We start from the raw sequence: 19,580 nt of genomic DNA, 5'->3' as shown, positions 1-19,580 counted from the left end.
CACAATCCCCCACAGTCATCCCCACCCCACCCGGAGGAATCGTCATGCCCCATGCCTTTGCGCAGACCCTCAAGACCTTCAAGACAGCGTCTGGCAAGTCCGGCAAATTCTTCTCGCTGCCCGAGCTTGCCAAGCAGTACCCCAATGTGGCCAGGCTGCCGGTGTCGATCCGCATCGTGCTCGAGAGCGTGCTGCGCAACTGTGATGGCAAGAAGGTGACCGAGGAACACGTGAAGCAGCTGGCCAGCTGGGGTGCGACCGACGAGCGTGTGGACGAGATCCCGTTCGTGGTGGCGCGCGTGGTGCTGCAGGACTTCACCGGCGTACCGCTGCTGGCCGACCTGGCCGCGATGCGCAACGTGGCCGACAAGATGGGCAGGAATGCCAAGACCATCGAGCCGCTGGTGCCGGTGGACCTGGTGGTCGACCACTCGGTGATGATCGACTACTACGGCAACAAGAAGGCGCTCGACCTGAACATGAAGCTGGAGTTCCAGCGCAACCAGGAGCGCTATCAGTTCATGAAGTGGGGCATGCAGGCCTTCGACACCTTCGGCGTCGTGCCTCCGGGCTTCGGCATCGTGCACCAGGTCAACCTCGAGTACCTGGCCCGCGGCGTGCACCGCGACGGCGAAGGCGTCTACTACCCCGACTCGCTGGTCGGCACCGACAGCCACACGACCATGATCAACGGCATCGGCGTGGTGGGCTGGGGCGTGGGCGGCATCGAGGCGGAAGCCGGCATGCTGGGCCAGCCGGTGTACTTCCTGACGCCCGACGTGGTGGGCTTCGAGCTGACGGGCGCGCTGCGCGAGGGCGTCACCGCCACCGACCTCGTGCTCACCGTGACCGAGATGCTGCGCAGGGAAAAGGTGGTGGGCAAGTTCGTCGAGTTCTTCGGCGAAGGCACCGCCAGCATCGCCGTGCCCGACCGCGCCACCATCGGCAACATGGCGCCCGAATACGGCGCGACCATGGGCTTCTTCCCGGTGGACGAAAAGACCATCGACTACTTCAAGGGGACCGGCCGCACCAAGGCCGAGATCGAAGCCTTCGAGGCCTACTTCAAGGCGCAGGGCATGTTCGGCGTACCGCAGGCCGGCGAACTCAGCTACACCAAGGTGGTCAAGCTCGACCTCGGCACCGTGGTGCCGAGCCTGGCCGGCCCCAAGCGCCCCCAGGACCGCATCGAGATCACCCACCTGGCGGGCAAGTTCCGCGAGCTGTTCTCCAAACCCATCGAGGCCAACGGCTTCAACCAGCCTGCCGAAAGGCTGGACCAGACGTTTGCCGCCGGCGACAAGCTGAGCCTGCGCAACGGCGACGTGCTGATCGCGGCCATCACCTCCTGCACCAACACCTCAAACCCCAGCGTGCTGCTGGCCGCGGGGCTGCTGGCGAAGAAGGCGGTGGAGGCTGGCCTCAAGGTGCAGCCGCACGTGAAGACCTCGCTGGCCCCCGGCTCGCGCATCGTCACCGAATACCTCGAAAAGGCCGGCCTGCTGCCCTACCTCGAGAAGCTCGGGTTCAGCGTGGCCGCCTACGGCTGCACCACCTGCATCGGCAATGCCGGCGACCTGGCACCCGAGATCAACGAGGCCATCGTCAAGAACGACCTCGTGTGCGCGGCGGTGCTGTCGGGCAACCGCAACTTCGAGGCGCGCATCCACCCCAACCTGAAGGCGAACTTCCTCGCATCGCCGCCGCTCGTGGTGGCCTACGCGATCGCAGGCAACGTCACGAAGGACCTGATGACCGAACCGGTCGGCAAGGGCAAGGGCGGGCGCGACGTGTACCTGGGCGACATCTGGCCGAGCAGCGGCGAGGTGCACAAGCTGATGAAGCATGCGATGGACCCGAAGGCCTTCAAGAACAACTACGAGAAGGTCGACAAGAAGCCCGGCAAGCTGTGGGAGAACATCAAGGGCGTGAAGGGCCAGGTCTACGACTGGCCCAAGAGCACCTACATCGCGCAGCCGCCCTTCTTCGAAGGCTTCGGCATGCAGCCTGCGGCATCGGACGTCGGCGTGAAGGGCGCGCGCATCATGGCGCTGTTCGGCGACTCGATCACCACCGACCACATCTCGCCGGCCGGCTCGATCAAGGAATCGTCACCGGCGGGCAGGTACCTCATCGAGAACGGCGTCACGAAGGCCGACTTCAACAGCTACGGTTCGCGCCGGGGCAACCATGAGGTCATGATGCGCGGCACCTTCGCCAACGTGCGCATCAAGAACCTCATGATCCCCGCCAAGGAAGACGGCAGCCGCGAGGAAGGCGGCCTGACGCTGTTCCAGCTCGACGGTGAAGAAAAGGGCCGGAAGATGTTCATCTACGACGCGGCGATGAAGTACATCGCCGCGGGCGTGCCCACCGTCATCTTCGGCGGCGAGGAATACGGCACCGGCTCGAGCCGCGACTGGGCCGCCAAGGGCACCCAGCTGCTGGGCATCAAGGCCGTGGTGGCCAAGAGCTTCGAGCGCATCCACCGCTCCAACCTGGTGGGCATGGGCGTGCTGCCGCTGCAGTTCAAGGGCACCGACAGCTGGGACAGCCTGGGCCTCAAGGGCGACGAGACGATCGACGTGGTCATCGGCGGCGAGCTGAAGCCGCAAAGCGATGCCACGCTCGTGATCACCCGGGCCGACGGCACACGGCAGGAGGTGACGGTGAAGCTGCGCATCGATACCGCCATCGAGGTCGACTATTACAAGCACGGCGGCATCCTGCCCTTCGTGCTGAGGCAGTTGCTGGCGGCCTGACGACGGCACGATCGAAAGCACAAGAAGCCGCGGCATGCCGCGGCTCTTTCGTGGGCGGCCGCTCAGCGCAGCTGGGCGTAGCGCGCGGCGTCGAAGCCGACCAGCACCTCGCCCGACGGCGTTTCGACGACCGGCCGCTTGATCACGCTGGGCTGCGACAGCATCAGCGCCCGGGCTGAGCCGGCATCGACCACCGCGGCCTGCACGGCGGCATCGAGCTTGCGCCAGGTCGTGCCCTGCCGGTTGAGCAGGCGCTCCCAGCCCACCTGCTCGATCCAGCGCTGCAGGCGCTCTTGCGGAACGCCCAGCTTCTTGAAGTCGTGAAAATCGTGTGCGATGCCCGCTTCGCCGAGGAAGGCGCGCGCCTTCTTCACCGTGTCGCAATTCGTGATGCCGTAGAGCCGGATGGTCATGAGGGCCGGTTGTCCTTGTCGTTGATGTCGCACATCGGGTCGGGGGTGTAGCCGAGATCGGCGACCTTGCCCTGTGCACTGAAGCCGACATTGAACCACTGGCAGAACACCGCGTCGTAGCGGTACGACCAGAGATCGAGCTTCTGCCACTGGATGTAGCTGGTGTGCGACGGGCGGCCCAGCTTCATCAGCACCTCGTCGCGGCTCATCCCCATCTGCAATGCATTGAAGTTCGCCTCGGTCAGCACCTGCTGCCAGCGCTGCAGGCGGCCGTTTGCATCGAAGTCGAGCATGTAGGTGTGCTTGCCGAAGGGCCCGCGCGCGAACTCGAGTCGCGTGCCGCCACTCGGCAACGCGTACTGCCCGGTGGGGGCCCCCATCAGCCGGACTGCCTCGTCGCGCGACGCGCCCTGCTGCAGCGACCCGGGGGAGTAGCCGGCGCAACTCATCAGCAGCGCGGCGGACGCTGCTGCAAGCAGCCGCACGATTGACGTCATGGCGTTCATGATGGTCTCCGTCGTCAAGGACGATGCGTGAGTCTGTCATCGCCTGGAGAGCCCGCGTTCATCCAGTGGCCGGTGCACCGATAGCATGCAGGTCTTTCGACAGGAAGGACCCTTCGCCCATGCAACGCAGACACCTGCTGGCCGCCGCGAGCGCGGCCTTCATCGCCGCCCCGGGCGTGCGCGCGCAGGAGCGCCCGATCCGCATCGTCGTGCCCTTCGCGGCCGGCGGCCCCATCGACGCCACCACCCGCCTCATCGCCGACAAGGCTCGCGATGCCCTGGGCACCGTGCTGATCGAGAACCGCCCGGGCGGAGGCGGGGGCATCGGCGTGGCAGCGGTCGCAAAGGCCGCGCCCGACGGCCATACGCTCGGCATCGCGGCGGTGGCCATGCATGCGATCAACCCGTGGCTGTATGCGAAGCTGCCGTATGACCCGCTGAAGGACTTCGCAGCGGTCACGCAGATGGTGCGCACGCCCAACGTGCTGGTGATGAACGCCGAGACGGCCAGGCGACTGAAGATCGCGAGCCTCCAGGACCTCGTCGCGTACGCCCGCGCGAACCCCGGGCGGCTGAACTACGGCAGCGGCGGCATCGGCAGCGCCGGCCACCTGGGCGGCGAGATCTTCAAGCAGCGCGCAGGGATCTTTGCGGTGCACATTCCCTATGGCGGCGGCAGCCCGGCGCAGCTGGCGCTGCTGTCCGGCCAGGTGGATTTCAACCTCGACAACCTCGCCACCGCGGCACCCAACATCCGCAGCGGCAAGCTGCTGCCGCTGGCGGTGACCACGGCACGCCGCAGCCCGCTGCTGCCCGAGGTGCCTGCCATGGCAGAGACCTGGCCCGGCTTCGAGATCGACACCTGGTGGGGCCTCATCGCGCCGGCCGGCACGCCGCCCGCCGTGGTGAGCCGCCTGAACGCGGCCTTCGTCGCTGCGCTCAACACGCCCGAGGTCAAGGCCCGCTTCGCGGACCTGATGGCCGAGCCGGCCCCCAGCACACCGGCGCAGTTCTCGCAGCTCATGCAGCGCGAGCTCGCACGCTATGAAAAGGTGGTGAAGGCCAGCGGCGCCAAGGCCGAGTAGCCGCCGGCGGCAAGAAAACAAAAGGCCTGTTGGCGATGCAATCGCCAACAGGCCTGTGTTCTTGGTGGGCCCTGAGTGACTCGAACACTCGACCTACGGATTAAGAGTCCGCCTAGAAGTCGAGGGAAATCAATGACCTTGGCCGATTTCTGTTCCGCAAACGGTTCGGACGGGCAGTCCGGAGAACGAGTGTCGGCGCGGGGCTCGGCTTGTTTGCGGAACAGTTTCCGGGCGACTGGTCGCACACCGGCAAAAAAGTACGGCGCCGAAGGTGTTCGGCGGAACCCCTTGCTTCGCTCGCATCGAATGGGGGCCTCCGAGCGCAAGTCCAGGAGGACGCAGTGCAGGCGTTGGAGCGCCGGATCAGGCGCCCCAGTCCAATCGCGTTGAAGGATGCGGAATCCCACATAGTCCTCCAACCCAGTCCCGCCGGCATTCCTTCAGCGTATCCAGCACGCGCCAAGCCGCATTCGACGTACACGTCGGTCCAGTCGTCGTACCCATCGGCTTTGCAATCCGACGCCCTCATTGGGCGGGGCACGTTGTTAATACGTCGTCGGGCAGGGCAACAACACAAGCCGACTACAGCGACCTGGCAGTATTTGTCGGATTAGTGGCGCCGGAGTGGTCCAATCGACGACCGTCATCACCTCTCACGCATCGACTCAGAGAGCGTCTTTGTGATGGGTTTGGTCAGATAAGACAGCACGGTGTGGTGCCCGGTTTCGATATCGACCACACACGTCATGCCAGGCTGAATCTCTATGCGCCGATCAGGGCGAGCCTCGCTCTGCGCTTCGGGCTGCGGCCGGTCAATCGCGATCTGCACCCTGTAGTAGGTGAGGTCACCCTGCGCCGTACGCTCCGACAGCGCATCGGGGCTCACGTACCTCACCTTGCCGCGAAGCGCCCCGTAAATGGTGTAGTCATAAGCGTCCAGCTTGATGGAAGTCGGAAGGCCCACACGTATGGTCGCTACGTCTGCCGGCTTGAGTTTGACCTCGACGATCAGTTCACCCCCCGTGGGGACCAGCTCGAGAATCAAATCACCGGCACGTACCTTGGCGTTCGGCGTGGTGGTTTGAATGTTCTTCACAATGCCGTCGGCGGGTGCCACGATCTCGGTGCGCTCGAGAATCGATGCGCGCTCCGCCAGCACTTGCCGTTGTGTTGCCAGTTCCTCTTCGGCCTTGGTCATTTCGGCTTGCGCATCCTGCAGGTATTTGCTGCGCTTTGTCGAGATCTGCCCGGACAGTTCCGCCACCACGCGCTTCAGCCGAATGATTTCCAGCTTGCCGATGTCGCCTGTGGCCACCAGGGGCTGGTTCAAGGCCAGCTCCTGTTCGGCCAGCGACAAACTCTCTTGCAAAGCCGCAATCTCGCTGTTCAAGGCACTCTGCCGCCGCCGAAACAACTCGGCCTGATTGCTCATGAAGTTGGGGTAGGCCTTCACCTCTTCGGGAAAGACCAGGGGGCGCCCAAACACTTCTGCATTGAGGCGAACCAGCGCGGCGCTCAGTGCGGCGACCTTGCCCTGCGTATCGAGAAACGCCGCTTCGGTCTGGCTGCGGTCGAGCCGTGCGAGAACCTGCCCCGCAGTGACCTGCTGCCCTTCCTTGACCAGAAGACCGGCAACGACACCTTCCATTGCCGCCTGTACCGATTGCGTTCGAGCGCTGGCGATGACCTGCCCTTGCGCATGCGAGATCTGCACGATCTCAGAAGCGGTCGCCCACCACGTGAACAGCAACAACAAGGCAGCCACCACGCCGAAGCCAACAATGCTCGACCGCAAGGCGCGTGAGTCTTGATTCACTCCACAGCTCCTGACCGTGTGACGACGGCTGTCCCTGTGTGGGCGGCAGGTGCGACGGCGATGCTCGCGGGCTCAGTTTGCGCACGCAACAGGTGCTGCAATGCTTGCGTCACCTCGGCCCTGCTCCCGTCCACCAGAATGCCCTTTTCGGTCAAGACGACGATGCGATCAACCATGCTCAAGACCGTGGGCTTGTGGGTGACCAGAACCGCTGTCTGGTGCTGACCAATGCTCTTTCGCAGCACGGCCAGGCATCGCGCCTCCGACTGTTCGTCCATCGAGGCGGTCGGCTCATCAAGCAGCCACACGTTGGGTCGGGCGAGGATGAGGCGCGTCAGGGCCACCAACTGCTTCTGCCCGCCAGACAGACCTTCTCCGCCCTCCACGATGGGAAGGTCCAACCCCTTGGGATGACGGGCGATCACGTCGGCAACACCAGTGCTTCGGCACACCTCCAGAAGGTGGTCCTCGCTCACGGCAGCCACCCCCATCAACAGGTTGTCTCGCAGCGTGCCCGCGAAAAGCTTGGGCTGCTGCGGACAGAACCCGACTTGCTCGCTGAGCAAGTCCCGATCGATCTGCTGGATGTCGAGCCCGTCCAGGGTCGCCGTGGTCGCCTCTGCGCGATACAGGCCCGCCAGGACCTTCAGCAGCGTGCTCTTGCCGGCACCAATGGCGCCAACGATGCCCACCTTCTCCCCCGGCCGGATCGAAAGCTGCCGGATCGCCAGCGTCTCGGAGCGACCGGGGTAGGTGAAGCGCAGATTGGTCAGCTCGTAGGCTCCCCGGATCCGTTCGGGCGCGAGCGGCTGCTCCACCGAGTGGTTGTCCTGTTCCAGCTGGAACACCTTCTCGAGACTGTCGAGCGCGGTGCGCGCGTGGGCCCACTGCACGACGATGCCTGGCAAGGCAGCAACGGGCGCCAAGACCCGCCCGGCGAGGATGGAAGCTGCAATCAGCGCGCCCACACTGAGTTGCCCTGACGTGCTTGCGATATACGCGCCAACGCCGACGACGGCGATATAGCTGACTTGCTGAATGAATCCGGCGACGTAGGTCGCATGCTCGGTGTGGTGCCGCAGCTGGGCGTCCTCTTCCACCGAGGTGCTGTTGAGCGTGCGCCACAACGTGGATTGCCGCCAGCGACCGCCGTAGGCTTTCAGCAGCTCCGCGTTTTCGACGGTCTCGACCAACACGCCGAACTTGCGGTTGGACACCGAGGCACCGCGGGCGGCATGCGCGGCGATGCGGCGGCGATAAAACAGCCCCACCAGCAGAGCGAGCACAGCGAACGCCAGCGGAACGGCGGCCAGCGCAGGCCCTGCAATGGCAAGAATGACGAGCAGGAACAACAGCGCGAACGGCGCATCGGCCGCCAGGTACATGGTGGCAGAGGCCAGGAAGCCGCGGATCGACTCGTAGCTTCGCAACTGCGCTGCGAGATTTCCGACGCTGCGCGGAAACTGATCCATCCGGATGCGCGTGACCCGCTCAAAGATGTCTTGCGACACCGAGACGTCCATCCGCTTCACGACCTCTTCCAGCAGGCGGGATCTCACCAGCTTGATGAACAGCTCCAACACGCTGGCGAAGCCTGCGCCAATGGTCAGCACCGCGAGGGTCGAAAGACCTTGGCTCGGAATCACGCGGTCGTAGACCTGCATGCTGTAGAGGGAGCCCGCCAGCGCCAGCAGATTTGCGCACAAGGCGGCACCGGCTGCCACGACGAACAGCGGCCAGCGCTGCAGAAGTGCGGCGCGAAACATCGACTCGGCGCTGTCACTTCGCGAACGATCGTGGCGAGACTGCAGCAGCATGGGCGTGAATCGCGGGCTGCCCGTCGGCTCGGAACTCCGCATGGCCTGCGGGCCCAACCGGAAACGACCGCGGGCCGACTCAAAGTGCCACTCGCCCCGCGCGTTGCGCCCCAGGATCACGCCCCAGCCTTTGCCGGGCACATGGCCGACCATGGGCAGCAGATGTTGCGCCGGCTGCGCAACCCACGCGGGCTCGCTCAGTCCCATCACACTGAACAATGCCTTGATCGGCCCCCCCTCCTCTTGCGCAGCGGCGGCTCGCGCAGGATCGGCAAGCCAGGATTCAGGAACCCGTGCCAACGATGGATGGACAGCACGGCATCGTTGTGCGATCCAACGCAGATCGGCCTGCAGATCGTGTTCGTTCTTCACGCCCAAGACCTCACCGTGAGATGTATGCACATCATGGGCTGGCCTTCATCCATTCGGGCTCGACAGCGTACAGCGCCAGTCGGTAGCGGCTGGCGCTCGCCTGCGCTTCGGTGTCCGCGACGGCCAGCTCCGCATCAGACAATTCACGGGCCGCGTTCATGACGTCCAGCCAGCTGCGCTTGCCGACGGCAAAAAGTCGTTCGTAGGACGCCAACACGCGGCCTGCGGCAGCCACGTGGAGCAGGCCATCTTCTCGCCTCATCACTGCGGACCGCAGCTCCTCATATTCGGCACGAATTCTGGACTCCAGGTCTGCTCGCGCCGCCTCGAGACTGGCACGCAGCGCGTCAACCTGGGCATGCGCCGCACGTGCCGAGGCCAGCGAAGAGAACCCTGCGCCGGGGTTGAACTGCAATTGCAGACCCACCGAGGTCGAGCTCTGCGTGTTGGGGACTCCGCGTTGCAGGTGGCGCTGCGCGACGAGCGCGACCGTCGGCCACCGCTGCGCGGCCTTTGCGCTCACTTCGCCTTGCGCAGCCCGCACGTCCTGAGCGATGCGACGCAGCACCGGGCTGAGCTGCTGACTGCGATTCAGCACGTCGCCCAGGTTGGGCACCTCGGGCGAGTAGGCATCGCGGACCACCGCCTCCGGGGGCAAGTCAACGCTCGCGAGCACGGCGAGTTGGCTGCGCGCGACACGCTCGTTCGAGCAGGCCAACCTCAGTTGACCGGTGGCCAAGGCGTGGCGAGCTTGCAGCAACTCCAGTTCTCCGGAGGCCGAGGCCCCACTCTGCACGCGACGTTGCATGCTCTCGCGATATCGCTCCAGTCGCGCGAGAAAGCGATGCATCACGGCAGCGCGCCCTTGAGCCTGCGCGAAGCCCTGGTAAGCGTTGACCACTGCAAAGCCCACGCTTTGCACAGACTCGGTGACGGCGTGATTGGCAGCCTGGGTTCGTGCCTCGGCAGCGTCGACGAGCGCGCCGATCCGACCACCAGTCCACAGGGACTGCTCCAAGCTCAGCACCGTGGTACGCCCACCGCCAGCGCCTGGAGATGTCTGCGCAGACGGCGAAGGCCAGTTCTGGAGTTGGGCTGCATCCCACTCCGCCTGGGCCGCTTGAACACCGGCCCGCTTGGCCGTCACGCTCGCGTGGCTCGCGGCGGCGAGCCGGGCCAGAGCGTCCAGGCCATGTGCAGTGACTGAGTCCGTCGTACGCCCCGTGTCCGTCGCTTCGCAAGGCACGGTCGTGAGCTCGCGATCAGGCACTGCCGATGACGGTTCCAAATCGGCCGCCCCGTCCGCTGAGACGGCCACGGCCGGGTTCAGAGCCAGCAGCGCCAGCGCAGCGATGCTGGCGAGGAACCGGTTTGCTGACATGTGACCTGAGCGCAGCGGCTGCAGCAATCAGGACGGGATCACCTGCGTAGCGTTCGCAAAAGCCTGCACCTGATTCACCTGTTCGAACGCAAGCGCGGGACTCTCGCCATGCACGGCTTCATGCGGGACGTCGGCCAGCATGACGTCTCGCACGCTGCCGACTTGTTCGACGGCCCCAGGCTTGACAAAGCCAGCGTTCCGCACCGAATTCACCAGTGCCTGAAGCTCGGCCAAGGTATCGACGCCGCTGCCGTCATCGGCAGTGGCCTGAATCGAGTTGGTCACCGCAGTCAGGTTGGTCGTCGTCGCACCGGTGATGCCCAGTGAGGAAAGGTCGCTCAACGTCAGGGAGGCAACCGGTGCGCCGGAAGCGACGTCCATCACATGATCCACCGCCGCGGCCAGCGAGTTGAGTTCGGCTGGCGTATCGACCTGGGTGGTGGTCTTGGTCGGCAACACATCAGAGAGCAGCCGCGCAGCCGACGTGTGCAGGGCATCCGCGGCGTTGCCTGCGTGCCCCGAGATCCCCAGCGCAACGTAGTCGGCCGCCGCAGGGTTGATGGCGGTGTTGCCATCTGCGGCCACGCCATTGGCCTCGTTCAATACCCTGAACAACGCAGCACCCAGCTGCTGGATCTCGCCCAGGGTGTCCAGATTGGCGTCTGTCAGGTTGTCAACGAAACTGTTGAGGGTCGCCACGTCGGAAGCCGACAAAGGCACGGCCACACCCGCCACGTCATCGCGCCGAACGCCGATGCGTGCGTAGTCCTCGGCGGTGGGCAGGGCAGCAGTCTTCGTCACCGCAGAGTCACTGGCCCAGACGCGCAGCACTTGCAGGCTCACCAGCGTCTGGAGCTCGGCCAGGGTGTCCACGTCGGCGGGCTCGGAGTCCCGGACCGCAACGCTGAGCAGGTCGGCCACGGCCTGGTTGTTGGCCCCGCTTGACGAAAAGCCGCTCAAGCCGAGTCTGCTCAGCTCGACCGCGCTCAGCGTCATGGCGGTGTCGCCACTGGGGCGTGCGGCGATGGCAGCCACCTTGTCCAGCGTGGCTGCAAGGGCATTGATCTCCGCGACCGTGTCCACGTCGGCACGCTGCAGTCCACCCACCACGTCCACGAGCATCGTGAGCGCAGATGTAGAGGTGGCCGCTTGACCGACGTTGGACCCGATTGCAGCGAAGTCGGCTGCCGTCGGGTTGCCGGTCACATCGGCATCAGGCGTGCTGCCATTGGCCTCGGTCAGGATCCTGTCGTAGGCCGCCATCAGGGTCTGCAACTGGGCAACGCTGGACACGTCGGAGCCGTCGTCGCTCGTGGCGCCAATGGCCGAGACGATGGCCGTCAGGTTGTCCTTGGCGTGCACCGCATCCAGTTGCTGCTGACTGAAACCCATCAGCAGCAAGTCATCCGTGGTGAGTGCAGACGCAGGCGTCACGCCGGCTGCAATCGTCATCACCTTGTTCACCGCCGCGACGATGGCCCGCAGCTCGGTCACAGAGTCACCGCTCTCGCTGACAAGCCCTTTGATCACATCGTTCAGCAGGGCCAGCGCGTTGGCATTGGTTTGCTGCGAGCCCAGAAGCACGCCCAGGTTCTGATAGTCGTCCGCAGTCGGATCAGCACCAGGGGTCGCATCGGTGGCCGAGCCGTTGGCTTCGCCGAGGATCCGATTGAACGAGTCCGCTACCCGCTGAACGTTCTGCTGGGCCGACATGTCCAGAGGCGTGGTCGTCAGGGCAGAGTTGACCGCGGCCACGTTGTTGGCATCCACCCCTTGAATGCCTGCATTGGCATAGTCGCTGACCGTGGGCGTGGCCGCATTGGGCGTGCGATTGGCGAATGCCTTGATCTTGTCAAAGGCCGTCGGCTCGCTGGTTTCCGATTTGTCACCCCCGCCAGCAGCAGCGGCGCCCGCTACCAGCGCAAGGGTTCCCGCACCGAGCCACAGCCAGCCTTTTTCTCCATCGAACCACCCGTCGCCCGGGGGCGTGGACAGCCCTGCTACGGACTCCTGGCCATCCACCATGGAGGCGGCGCTGATGCCGTTGGCCAGCGAAGACGAAGACCAACCTGTGTTGTCGTAGACCCGCCACTCTCCGGTGGAGCTTCGGCCCATCATCGCGACGTCTTGAGCGTCGAAGTAGCCCTTGATCACAAGGTCGGGCGCGCTCGGATCGCCCTCGGGCAGGACAAGCAGCAAGTCCGCGCCTTTGCGCGCAATGCGCAACCTCGTCGGTCCGGTTTGGCTCAGCGTTTCGAGCAGGTGGAAGCGCATGCCGGACTGCGCTTGCAGCACCAAGGCCTTTCCTTCTTTGCCCGCACGCGCTTGCAAGTCGATGGCCGGCTGCGTTTGGCCATACTGAACGATACGGACAGAGTACTTGGAGGTCATGGCGAACACCGACAAAACCAAGGGAGGGAAGAGTCTCGTGTCGGGTTGAAGTCGGTTCGGTCGACACGAGCCCATTGCACGGCCGGCCCGTCAGCCGACACGTGCTTCTTCAAGTCATGAAACGGTTCGGGAGGAACCGTTGTGCTGGCAGGCGATGCCATCAACGGCGCGTCAGCCGTCGACGCCCGCGATGCGAAGCTTGCACCGGATACCTCCGGGCAGGGCCTGGCGAGCGTTGGGCAATTCTAGGTGGACACCAAAGGTGCCCGCAGCCAAATCAATCACACGATCCACCGTCTTCACGCGTGCTGCGATCTCGGACTGGGCTCCCTTGTTGAAGGGGGGCTCGGGCAGCACCGTGGCGGCGGCACCCGCCTGCACTTTCGGGAAAAAGCGATAAGGCACGATCGACCGGACGGCCAACGGATGCGTCTGCGCGATCTTCAGGATGGGTTTCTTGCCGTCCCCGCCGTCGACCAACGCGCCCGGGTACAAGAACTGGTCCATCACCACACCATCGAACGGACTGCGGATCGTGCGCCGTCGCAGTTGGTCGTACGCCTGCTGCGCCTCGAGCTTCGACATCTGGCTGTTCTCCTGCGCGGCGAGCAGCTCGGTCTGAGCCTGCTTGTACTCGGCGGCCGCATCGTCGCGGGCCTGGGCCGACACGAACTCTTCCGCAAACAGTTCCTGCATGCGTTCGGCCTTGGCCTTCGCTGCCGCCAGTTTCGCCTGCGCTTGCGCCAGATTGCCGGTGGTCTGCGCCTTGTACTGCGCAGTGGCGGCCGCGCTGCTTTCGACGGTGGACTCGATGGTGACCAGCAAGTCGCCCCTGCTCACGCTCTGACCTCGCTTCACATGCACCCGCTCCAGGAGGCCCACGACCGGGCTGCGCACCTCGACCATTTGCGCAGGTTCGATCATGCAGTCGAAGTCCGCCGCGATCGCGGTCGCGCCCCCCATGGACAGCATGCCGAGAGCGACCCAGCGGCCGCTTGGCCATCGGGTCGATGCTTGTATCTTGCTCATTTCACTTTCCCGGCGAACCCCAGGGTTCGGCTCAGTTCTCGATCTTGCTTCAGTGTTTGCATGCGGGCGCGCAAGGCCTGAGCCTCGGCGCTGCCTTGCGCCAGGGACAGCCACCAACGCAGCAACCAGCGCTGGTGCCGGCTGCCCGCGACACCCAGCAGCCGGCGCTGCCAACCCGCAAGTGGCTTGAAGACCTCGTCGGCACTGCACACAATGGCCCGCGCGGTCCCGGCGTCGCCTTGTCGACCCGCACGGCCGAACAACTGCCGGTCGACGCGAGGCGACTCATGGAATTCCGTCAGGATCACATGCAAGCCTCCGGCCTCACGCGCCCGCGGCGTCAGCTTGATGTCGGTGCCTCGCCCCGCCATGTTGGTGGCGATCGTGATGCGACCGCTCTCTCCAGCCTGCCCCACGATGTGAGCCTCCTCGCTGTCTTGCCGTGCGTTGAGCACCACATGCGGCAGCCCGAGTGCGTCGAACTCCCGAGCCACCCGCTCGGAGGCCTTCACGCTGCGCGTTCCCACCAACACAGGCTGTCCGCGTTGTGCCGCAGCCTGAGCGTCGCGCGCCACGGCGCGCCACCTCGCATCGTCGTCCGCAAAAACCTGATCCGGCAAACGCCGGCGCTTGGAGGGCCGGTGCGGCGGAACACGGCAGATCCGCAATCCATAGACCCTGTACATCTCGCGAGCCGCTTCGGAAGCCGTACCGGTCAGGCCGGACAGCAGGTAGTAGCGCCGAAAGAAGCGCTGGAACGTCAGCCGTGCCAAGGTGTCGCGACCCTGTGTCGTATCCAGCCCCTCCTTCACCTCGATGAGCTGGTGCAAGCCCTGCTCCCAGGAGCGGTCCGCCATCACGCGCCCGGTGGACTCGTCGATGATCTGCACCTTGCCTTCCGCGATCATGTAGTGCTGATCCAGGTGGAACAGATTCAGCGCCGTGACGGCTTGACGCAGCACCAGTTCGCGCCACGTCCTTGCAGACCACACCGGTGCAACATCCGGCGGGAGCGGGTCGCAGGCCGGCAATGCCGCGGGCATGAGTTCCACAATGCGTTCTTCCATGACGCGGTAGTGGACGTTTAGCTCAAAGCGGCGCGCCTGCTTGATCGCCCATTGCAGCAGTTTGTCGTCGTACAGCCCCGGCGCTTCTCTTGAGAGGATCATCGGCGTGCGTGCCTCGTCGATCAGCACGCTGTCGGCTTCATCGACGATGGCGAAATGCAGGGCCGGCAACAGCGCAGACCTGTCGCCCTGCGTCGCGGCATCGATCCCCAGCTGCTGGAGATGACTGACCCGCCTCGGCAACATGCCATGCCCTGCCAACCGATCTTTCAGATAGTCGAACACCAGCTCCTTGCCGGCAACGTAGCAAATCGGGTGGCGGTAGGCCGGTCGCCGCTCGTCAGCCTCCATGCCGCCGATGACGAAGCCGGCCGACAAACCAAAGAAGCGGAACAGCGGCTGCATCTCCTCGCAATCGCGCTGGGCCAGATAATCGTTGGTGCTCACGACATGCACGGCCGCGCCGGTTGCGGCCATCAGCGTGGCGGCCATCGCGGCCACCAGCGTCTTGCCCTCGCCCGTGTTCATCTCAGCCAGCCCGCCGCGCAGCAGCACCTGCGCCCCCGCCACTTGCACCGGGTGAGGCCGAAAGCCGAAGCACCGCAAGCACGCCTCGCCGATGCATGCCATGGCCTGCGAAGCCGCGGGATCGTGCAGTACCGAGAAGCGCTCAAGACGCCTCAGCGCTTGCACGGCGTCGTCGAACTGCCGACGAAGTGCCTCTTCGTCCATGCTTTGCAGCGGCCCCGCAGACCCAGCCACTGAAGCGCCGATGCGCTCCACTTGCGAGCGCGCCGCGCGCCGCACGGCAAACCCAGCGGCGACCCAGCTGGCGAACCGCTCGATCCACCCTTCCCTGGGATGGGCGCGCTCGTCCCGCGAGGTGTCGGCACGTTGGAACGCCGCGCCCGCCAGGCGGCGCGGCAATGAACCGTCGAATCGCTCGATGCCGGCTGCCATCACACGCTCATCTGGCCCAAGAACAACTGCCGCAATCGCAACAGCCATTGCCAGCCCAGCGGCGTGGCGCCCAGGTCGAAACGAACCTGGCAGCGGTTGCCGAAGACCAAGCCTTGTTGCTGCGGTGGATGGTCAAGCAGGAGTTCGAGATCGAAGACCCGATGCAAGGGCTTGACGCCCTGCTCGTCCTGCGGGTCCACGGCGATCTCACCGCCCCCCGTCGTGCCCAGCGCAGGCGAAACCAACTGCTGCTCGCCGCCGCTCAAGGCCCGGTGCAAACGCGCGGGGATGGCTGCCTGATATGGAAGACGCACCTCGGCGCGAACGCCGTCGTCGCGCGCGCGACGCGCGATCAAGTCCATGTCCTCCTGGGTCACTGCCACGCGCACCCGCTGTGTCGGACGGTCCACCACATAACCCATCAGCTCGCCACGCTTGACGAAGCGCCCGGCGGGCAAGGTGGGCCACGCCGGGTGCCATGTGCCGCTGCCGCCGGCCACAACGCGCAGAGCCTGCTCGCGGTGCAGGCGCTCCTGCCAAACGGCGCGTCGCCCTTCAAGGTCGGCTCGCAGGTTCTGCGCCTTTGCCGGGTCTTCCGCTTCCGCCCGCCGCAACTGCACCTCGGCCTGCGCAAGCTCGGCAGCCGCCACGGCCAGCTCTGACGCGACCGTCAAGCTCTCGAGCCGCAGCAGCAGTTCGCCGCTCCGCACGGCCTCGTTGGCGATGGCCACCCGTTCAGCGTGGTCCGGCGACACCGCTTGCGTGCTCATCACATGGGCGGTCACAGGCGCCCGAACGACCGCCTCGTCGGGCAGCCACATCACGCCTTGGCGGACTGCATAGAACGGCGCCGGCACGGCGAACAGCAGCACCCCGACCAAGCCAAACAAGACGATCAGGCGGCGTCGCAACCAGGCCCGGCGAGACACCAGCGCCGGGCTATCGCGCAGGTGCTTCCAGCCGCGCCACAGCGGCATGCCAATACTCGTCCATGCCGTGAACAAGGCCAGCACCACGCCGACCCAGAAGTACTGGCCTGCCACGAACCAGCTCAAGCCGATGGAAACGCCCAGTCGGTAGATCGGCGCGATGGCCCCGTACGTCAGCAGCCACCAGCGCTCGGCATGCGATCCCATCGGCGGGTGCGCATCCGCAGAGCCCAACAGGTAGCGGTCGGAGAGATAAGTCCAGTACTGCGTACAGCGCTGAGCCAGATTCGGAATCTCGATGAGATCGCTCAGCATGTAGTAGCCGTCGTATCGCATCAGCGGATTGCCGTTGGTCACCAGCGTCGAAAAGCCGGCAATAAGGACCACGTTGTAGGCGATGGCCGTGACCACGCCGGCTTGGGCATTCAGCCAGACATACAGCGCAATCGCGCCGAGCAACAACTCGGCCATGATGCCGGCGGCCGCCACCGCCGCCCTTTGCCATTTGGAGTCGAAGCGGTAAGACGATGTCGCGTCCACGTACGGCACCGGCACGAACATGATGAACATCACGCCCACTTCGCGCACCGTGCCGCCCCACGCCTTGACGGCCAACCCGTGGGCCAGCTCATGTATCGCCTTCGCCACGGGGTAGACCAGCCACAGCAACGCCAGATTGCCGGCGGACAGCACCCGATCCGACAGGTTCTCCGTCAGCGCCGACCAGTGCTGCCACGCCAGCGCCATCGCCGGTGCCACCAGCGCCAGCCACACGAGGAACGCAGGCCAGGAGAAGAGTCGACGCGCCAGTGCAGCGCGGCCTTCAAACCAGGCATCCGGGAACAGCAGCGGCAGCTTGATGCTCATCGGGTTGAGCCAGCTCTGCTTCAACTCCGCGCGCCGCATGCGCCGATGGCGCTCGAACACTTCTTCGGCATCCGGCGAGACCTGGGACTGCAGCAGGTCGTTGCTGTACAGCCCCCCCATCAGTTGCACCAGCTCCTGCTGGGTGATCACCGTTTGCCGCCCGTCCTGCCCGCCGCGCGAGACTGCCTCGGTCCACACCTCGTCCAGCGTCCGCTTTCCGTCCAGCAAGGCCACGACGTCCCACACCGGCGGCGACAAGCGATGAAAGCGGCCCGTCAGCGGGTCTTGCAGCAGCACCCAGTTGTGGCCTCGCAACCGGCGGAACAGAGGTTTGACGCCCTCGCGCAGACGTGGGCGCAAGAAGCGCACGGCATGCCAATGCTCAGAAAACAGTGCCGCCACGGTTCACCACCACCACGTCCACCACTTCATGCGCAGCCAGTCGATGGAACTGCGCATCCAGATGGTCATTAGGTTGGCGCGCCCCACGGTGACCTTGCCGACGCCCTGCATGCCCGGGCTGAGCGAAGGCACCGGGCCCTGCCAGTCCGCCTCGACCCGAAAGCCATTGGCGCCTTCGTGCACGCTGGCCGTGGCCGTGACCAAGCTGACGCGGAAGGGATAGGACCGATGGGGCGAGCCGGCCAGGCGCAGTTCGCCCGCCTGCCCAGGGCGAACGCGTGCGATGTCGCTGTCCGCCACATGCAGTGCCACACGGTAGCGATCGACCGCGGCAATCTCGAACAGCTGCTTGCCCACTTCAAGCGGTGCGCCGATCTGCTGCGCCCAATCGCCGCTGACCACCAAACCGTCGAGCGGCGCCAACACGACCGCACGGGCCAGTTTGTTCTCGATCAGGTCCAGTTGCGCCTGTGCCTGCTGCACCTGGGCCGAGGCCAAAGCCGCAGCGGCGGCGTCGTGTTCGGCCATGGCCTGACGCAGCTTGCCAGCGGCCTGCTCATGGTCGCTGAGGTGTTTCGCCTTCTCGACCTTGAGTTCGCGCGTCTCCAGGGCCAGCAGTTGCTGCCCTCTTTGCACACGCTCCCCGGGCCGGGCGAACACCTCGGCCACAAAACCATCGAAAGGCGCCGTGGCCAACTGGCGCGTCTGCCCTTCGATGGACAACGGCGCAGACACGCGTTCGTCAAACGGGATGGCCAGCAGCACCACGGCCGACAACAAGGCCGCTGCAGCACCGAGCTTCCAGCGCAGGTGACCGTGCTCTTCTGCGCGGGTCAGTTGACGAACGGCGTGGACCGACGCATCCCAGCCGTGGTGCCACAGCGGTCGCTCGGCCAATCGCCATTCACGCAGCAAGGGCTCCACCAGCGACAGGCTGCTGCGCAGCACGCGCAGCACCTCATCGCTCGAACCGCCCTCGCCTTGCCGTACCACCAGTACCGCCGTCGCGCGCCCCTGGGCCAACGCAGGGACGGCACACCATCCTGCGGCGTGCACTTCGTCAAGCGAAGCCACGGCTCGGCTGGCCTGCTCCGTAGCCTCCAGCACGGCCGGCGCTGCCTTTTGCGCCCAGGCAGTGTCAGAGCCGACCCACCATCGGGGCCGGCCGTATCGAACCTCGAACAGCGCCAAACCGAGGCCGGCGTTTTCACCAGGCGTGCCGGCCAGGCACTCGCGCGCCCAGACAGCCGTGCGATTCACCCACTCCTGCGCAGCGGCATGGGCTCCTTCCTGAGACGCGACGTGTCCCAGCACCTCGAGCAAGCGCGCCGTTTGCAGCAAGGCCGTGTGGTGGTGCTCCGTGAGGGACCACTGCAAACTGGCCAGCGCCAGCAATACCGCACGCACGGTCCGCTCGCTGTGAGGCGGCGGCAGGCACAGGCCGACGACAGCCGTTTGCCCCTGACCGTACCCAAAGTGCGCCGCCATGACCAAGTGCGGCACGCCTCCCTTGCCTTGAACGGTGGTGACGTTGCATCGTTCCAGTGCCACACCCTGTTCGGCGTTCACCCTGGCGAGCAGGTTCGTCCACACCGCCGCGACGTCGCTGCCGAGTTCTGCGGGGAACGGCACCCTGGACGCTTCGGTCTGCCCGTGCAACGCCACTGCCGCGCAGGGCGTTCCAGCGCCCTCCAGGCGCTCACGCCAAGCCTGCAGACGTGGCCCAAGGGATTCGTCTGCTCCTGCAGCACGCACGAGCGCCGGCTCAGGCCGGTCGTCCGGT

The 19,580-nt window shown here is 65.6% G+C and carries 11 protein-coding genes and 2 pseudogenes; 2 read left to right on the top strand and 11 right to left on the bottom strand.

All coding sequences use genetic code 11. From position 1 onward, the window contains the following. The first annotated feature begins 44 nt into the window (after positions 1–44). Positions 45–2,762 carry an aconitate hydratase AcnA gene (gene acnA, locus E8D38_RS08440; RefSeq protein WP_140627824.1) on the top strand — a complete coding sequence of 906 codons (2,718 nt, stop codon included), beginning with the start codon at positions 45–47 and terminating at the stop codon, positions 2,760–2,762. Positions 2,763–2,824: 62 nt separating this feature from the next. On the opposite strand, the gene E8D38_RS08435 is transcribed toward acnA, so the two are convergent. Continuing rightward, a complete protein-coding gene (locus tag E8D38_RS08435; protein ID WP_140627822.1) occupies positions 2,825–3,175 on the bottom strand; it encodes an ArsC family reductase in 351 nt (116 codons plus the stop codon). Further along, a complete protein-coding gene (locus tag E8D38_RS08430; protein ID WP_140627820.1) occupies positions 3,172–3,681 on the bottom strand; it encodes an outer membrane protein assembly factor BamE in 510 nt (169 codons plus the stop codon). Before E8D38_RS08430 ends, E8D38_RS08435 begins: the two co-directional genes overlap by 4 nt. Positions 3,682–3,800: 119 nt before the next feature. Here E8D38_RS08430 and E8D38_RS08425 point away from each other — a divergent pair, with 119 nt between their 5' ends. Continuing rightward, positions 3,801–4,766, top strand: a complete 966-nt coding sequence (locus E8D38_RS08425) for a tripartite tricarboxylate transporter substrate binding protein (RefSeq protein WP_140627818.1) — start codon at positions 3,801–3,803, stop codon at positions 4,764–4,766. Between the two features lie 646 nt (positions 4,767–5,412). Here E8D38_RS08425 and E8D38_RS08420 read toward each other — a convergent pair. The 9 genes and pseudogenes from E8D38_RS08420 to E8D38_RS08385 form a co-directional block, all read right to left on the bottom strand. Beyond that, entirely contained in the window at positions 5,413–6,582 is a 1,170-nt protein-coding gene (locus E8D38_RS08420; RefSeq protein ID WP_140627816.1) for a beta-barrel domain-containing protein, read from the bottom strand. Then, a pseudogene (locus tag E8D38_RS29470) lies at positions 6,579–7,295 on the bottom strand (ATP-binding cassette domain-containing protein); the annotation flags it as partial. The gene E8D38_RS08420 and the pseudogene E8D38_RS29470, both read right to left, overlap by 4 nt. A gap of 231 nt (positions 7,296–7,526) precedes the next feature. Further along, a pseudogene (locus E8D38_RS29465) lies at positions 7,527–8,348 on the bottom strand (ABC transporter transmembrane domain-containing protein); the annotation flags it as partial. A gap of 454 nt (positions 8,349–8,802) precedes the next feature. Further along, on the bottom strand, positions 8,803–10,179 hold the full coding sequence (locus E8D38_RS08410; RefSeq protein ID WP_140627812.1) for a TolC family protein: 1,377 nt from the start codon (positions 10,177–10,179) through the stop codon (positions 8,803–8,805). Continuing rightward, positions 10,180–12,543: a hypothetical protein gene (locus E8D38_RS08405; protein ID WP_140627810.1), complete on the bottom strand. Its 2,364-nt coding sequence runs from the start codon at positions 12,541–12,543 to the stop codon at positions 10,180–10,182. A 171-nt stretch (positions 12,544–12,714) separates the two neighbouring features. Continuing rightward, positions 12,715–13,572, bottom strand: a complete 858-nt coding sequence (locus E8D38_RS08400; protein WP_140627808.1) for an efflux RND transporter periplasmic adaptor subunit — start codon at positions 13,570–13,572, stop codon at positions 12,715–12,717. Further along, positions 13,569–15,599: a preprotein translocase subunit SecA gene (locus tag E8D38_RS08395; protein WP_181178996.1), complete on the bottom strand. Its 2,031-nt coding sequence runs from the start codon at positions 15,597–15,599 to the stop codon at positions 13,569–13,571. The genes E8D38_RS08400 and E8D38_RS08395 overlap by 4 nt, the downstream gene beginning before the upstream one ends. Next, positions 15,599–17,797, bottom strand: a complete 2,199-nt coding sequence (locus E8D38_RS08390; RefSeq protein ID WP_140627804.1) for a site-2 protease family protein — start codon at positions 17,795–17,797, stop codon at positions 15,599–15,601. The genes E8D38_RS08395 and E8D38_RS08390 overlap by 1 nt, the downstream gene beginning before the upstream one ends. Before the next feature lie 3 nt (positions 17,798–17,800). Then, complete coding sequence (locus tag E8D38_RS08385) at positions 17,801–19,429, bottom strand: HlyD family secretion protein (RefSeq protein ID WP_219851688.1); 1,629 nt, start codon at positions 19,427–19,429, stop codon at positions 17,801–17,803. Positions 19,430–19,580: the final 151 nt, after the last annotated feature.

The sequence above is a fragment of the Methylibium rhizosphaerae genome (assembly GCF_006386545.1).
Lineage (GTDB): Bacteria > Pseudomonadota > Gammaproteobacteria > Burkholderiales > Burkholderiaceae_C > Pseudorivibacter > Pseudorivibacter rhizosphaerae.
This window is presented reverse-complemented; position numbering and strand designations above follow the sequence as displayed.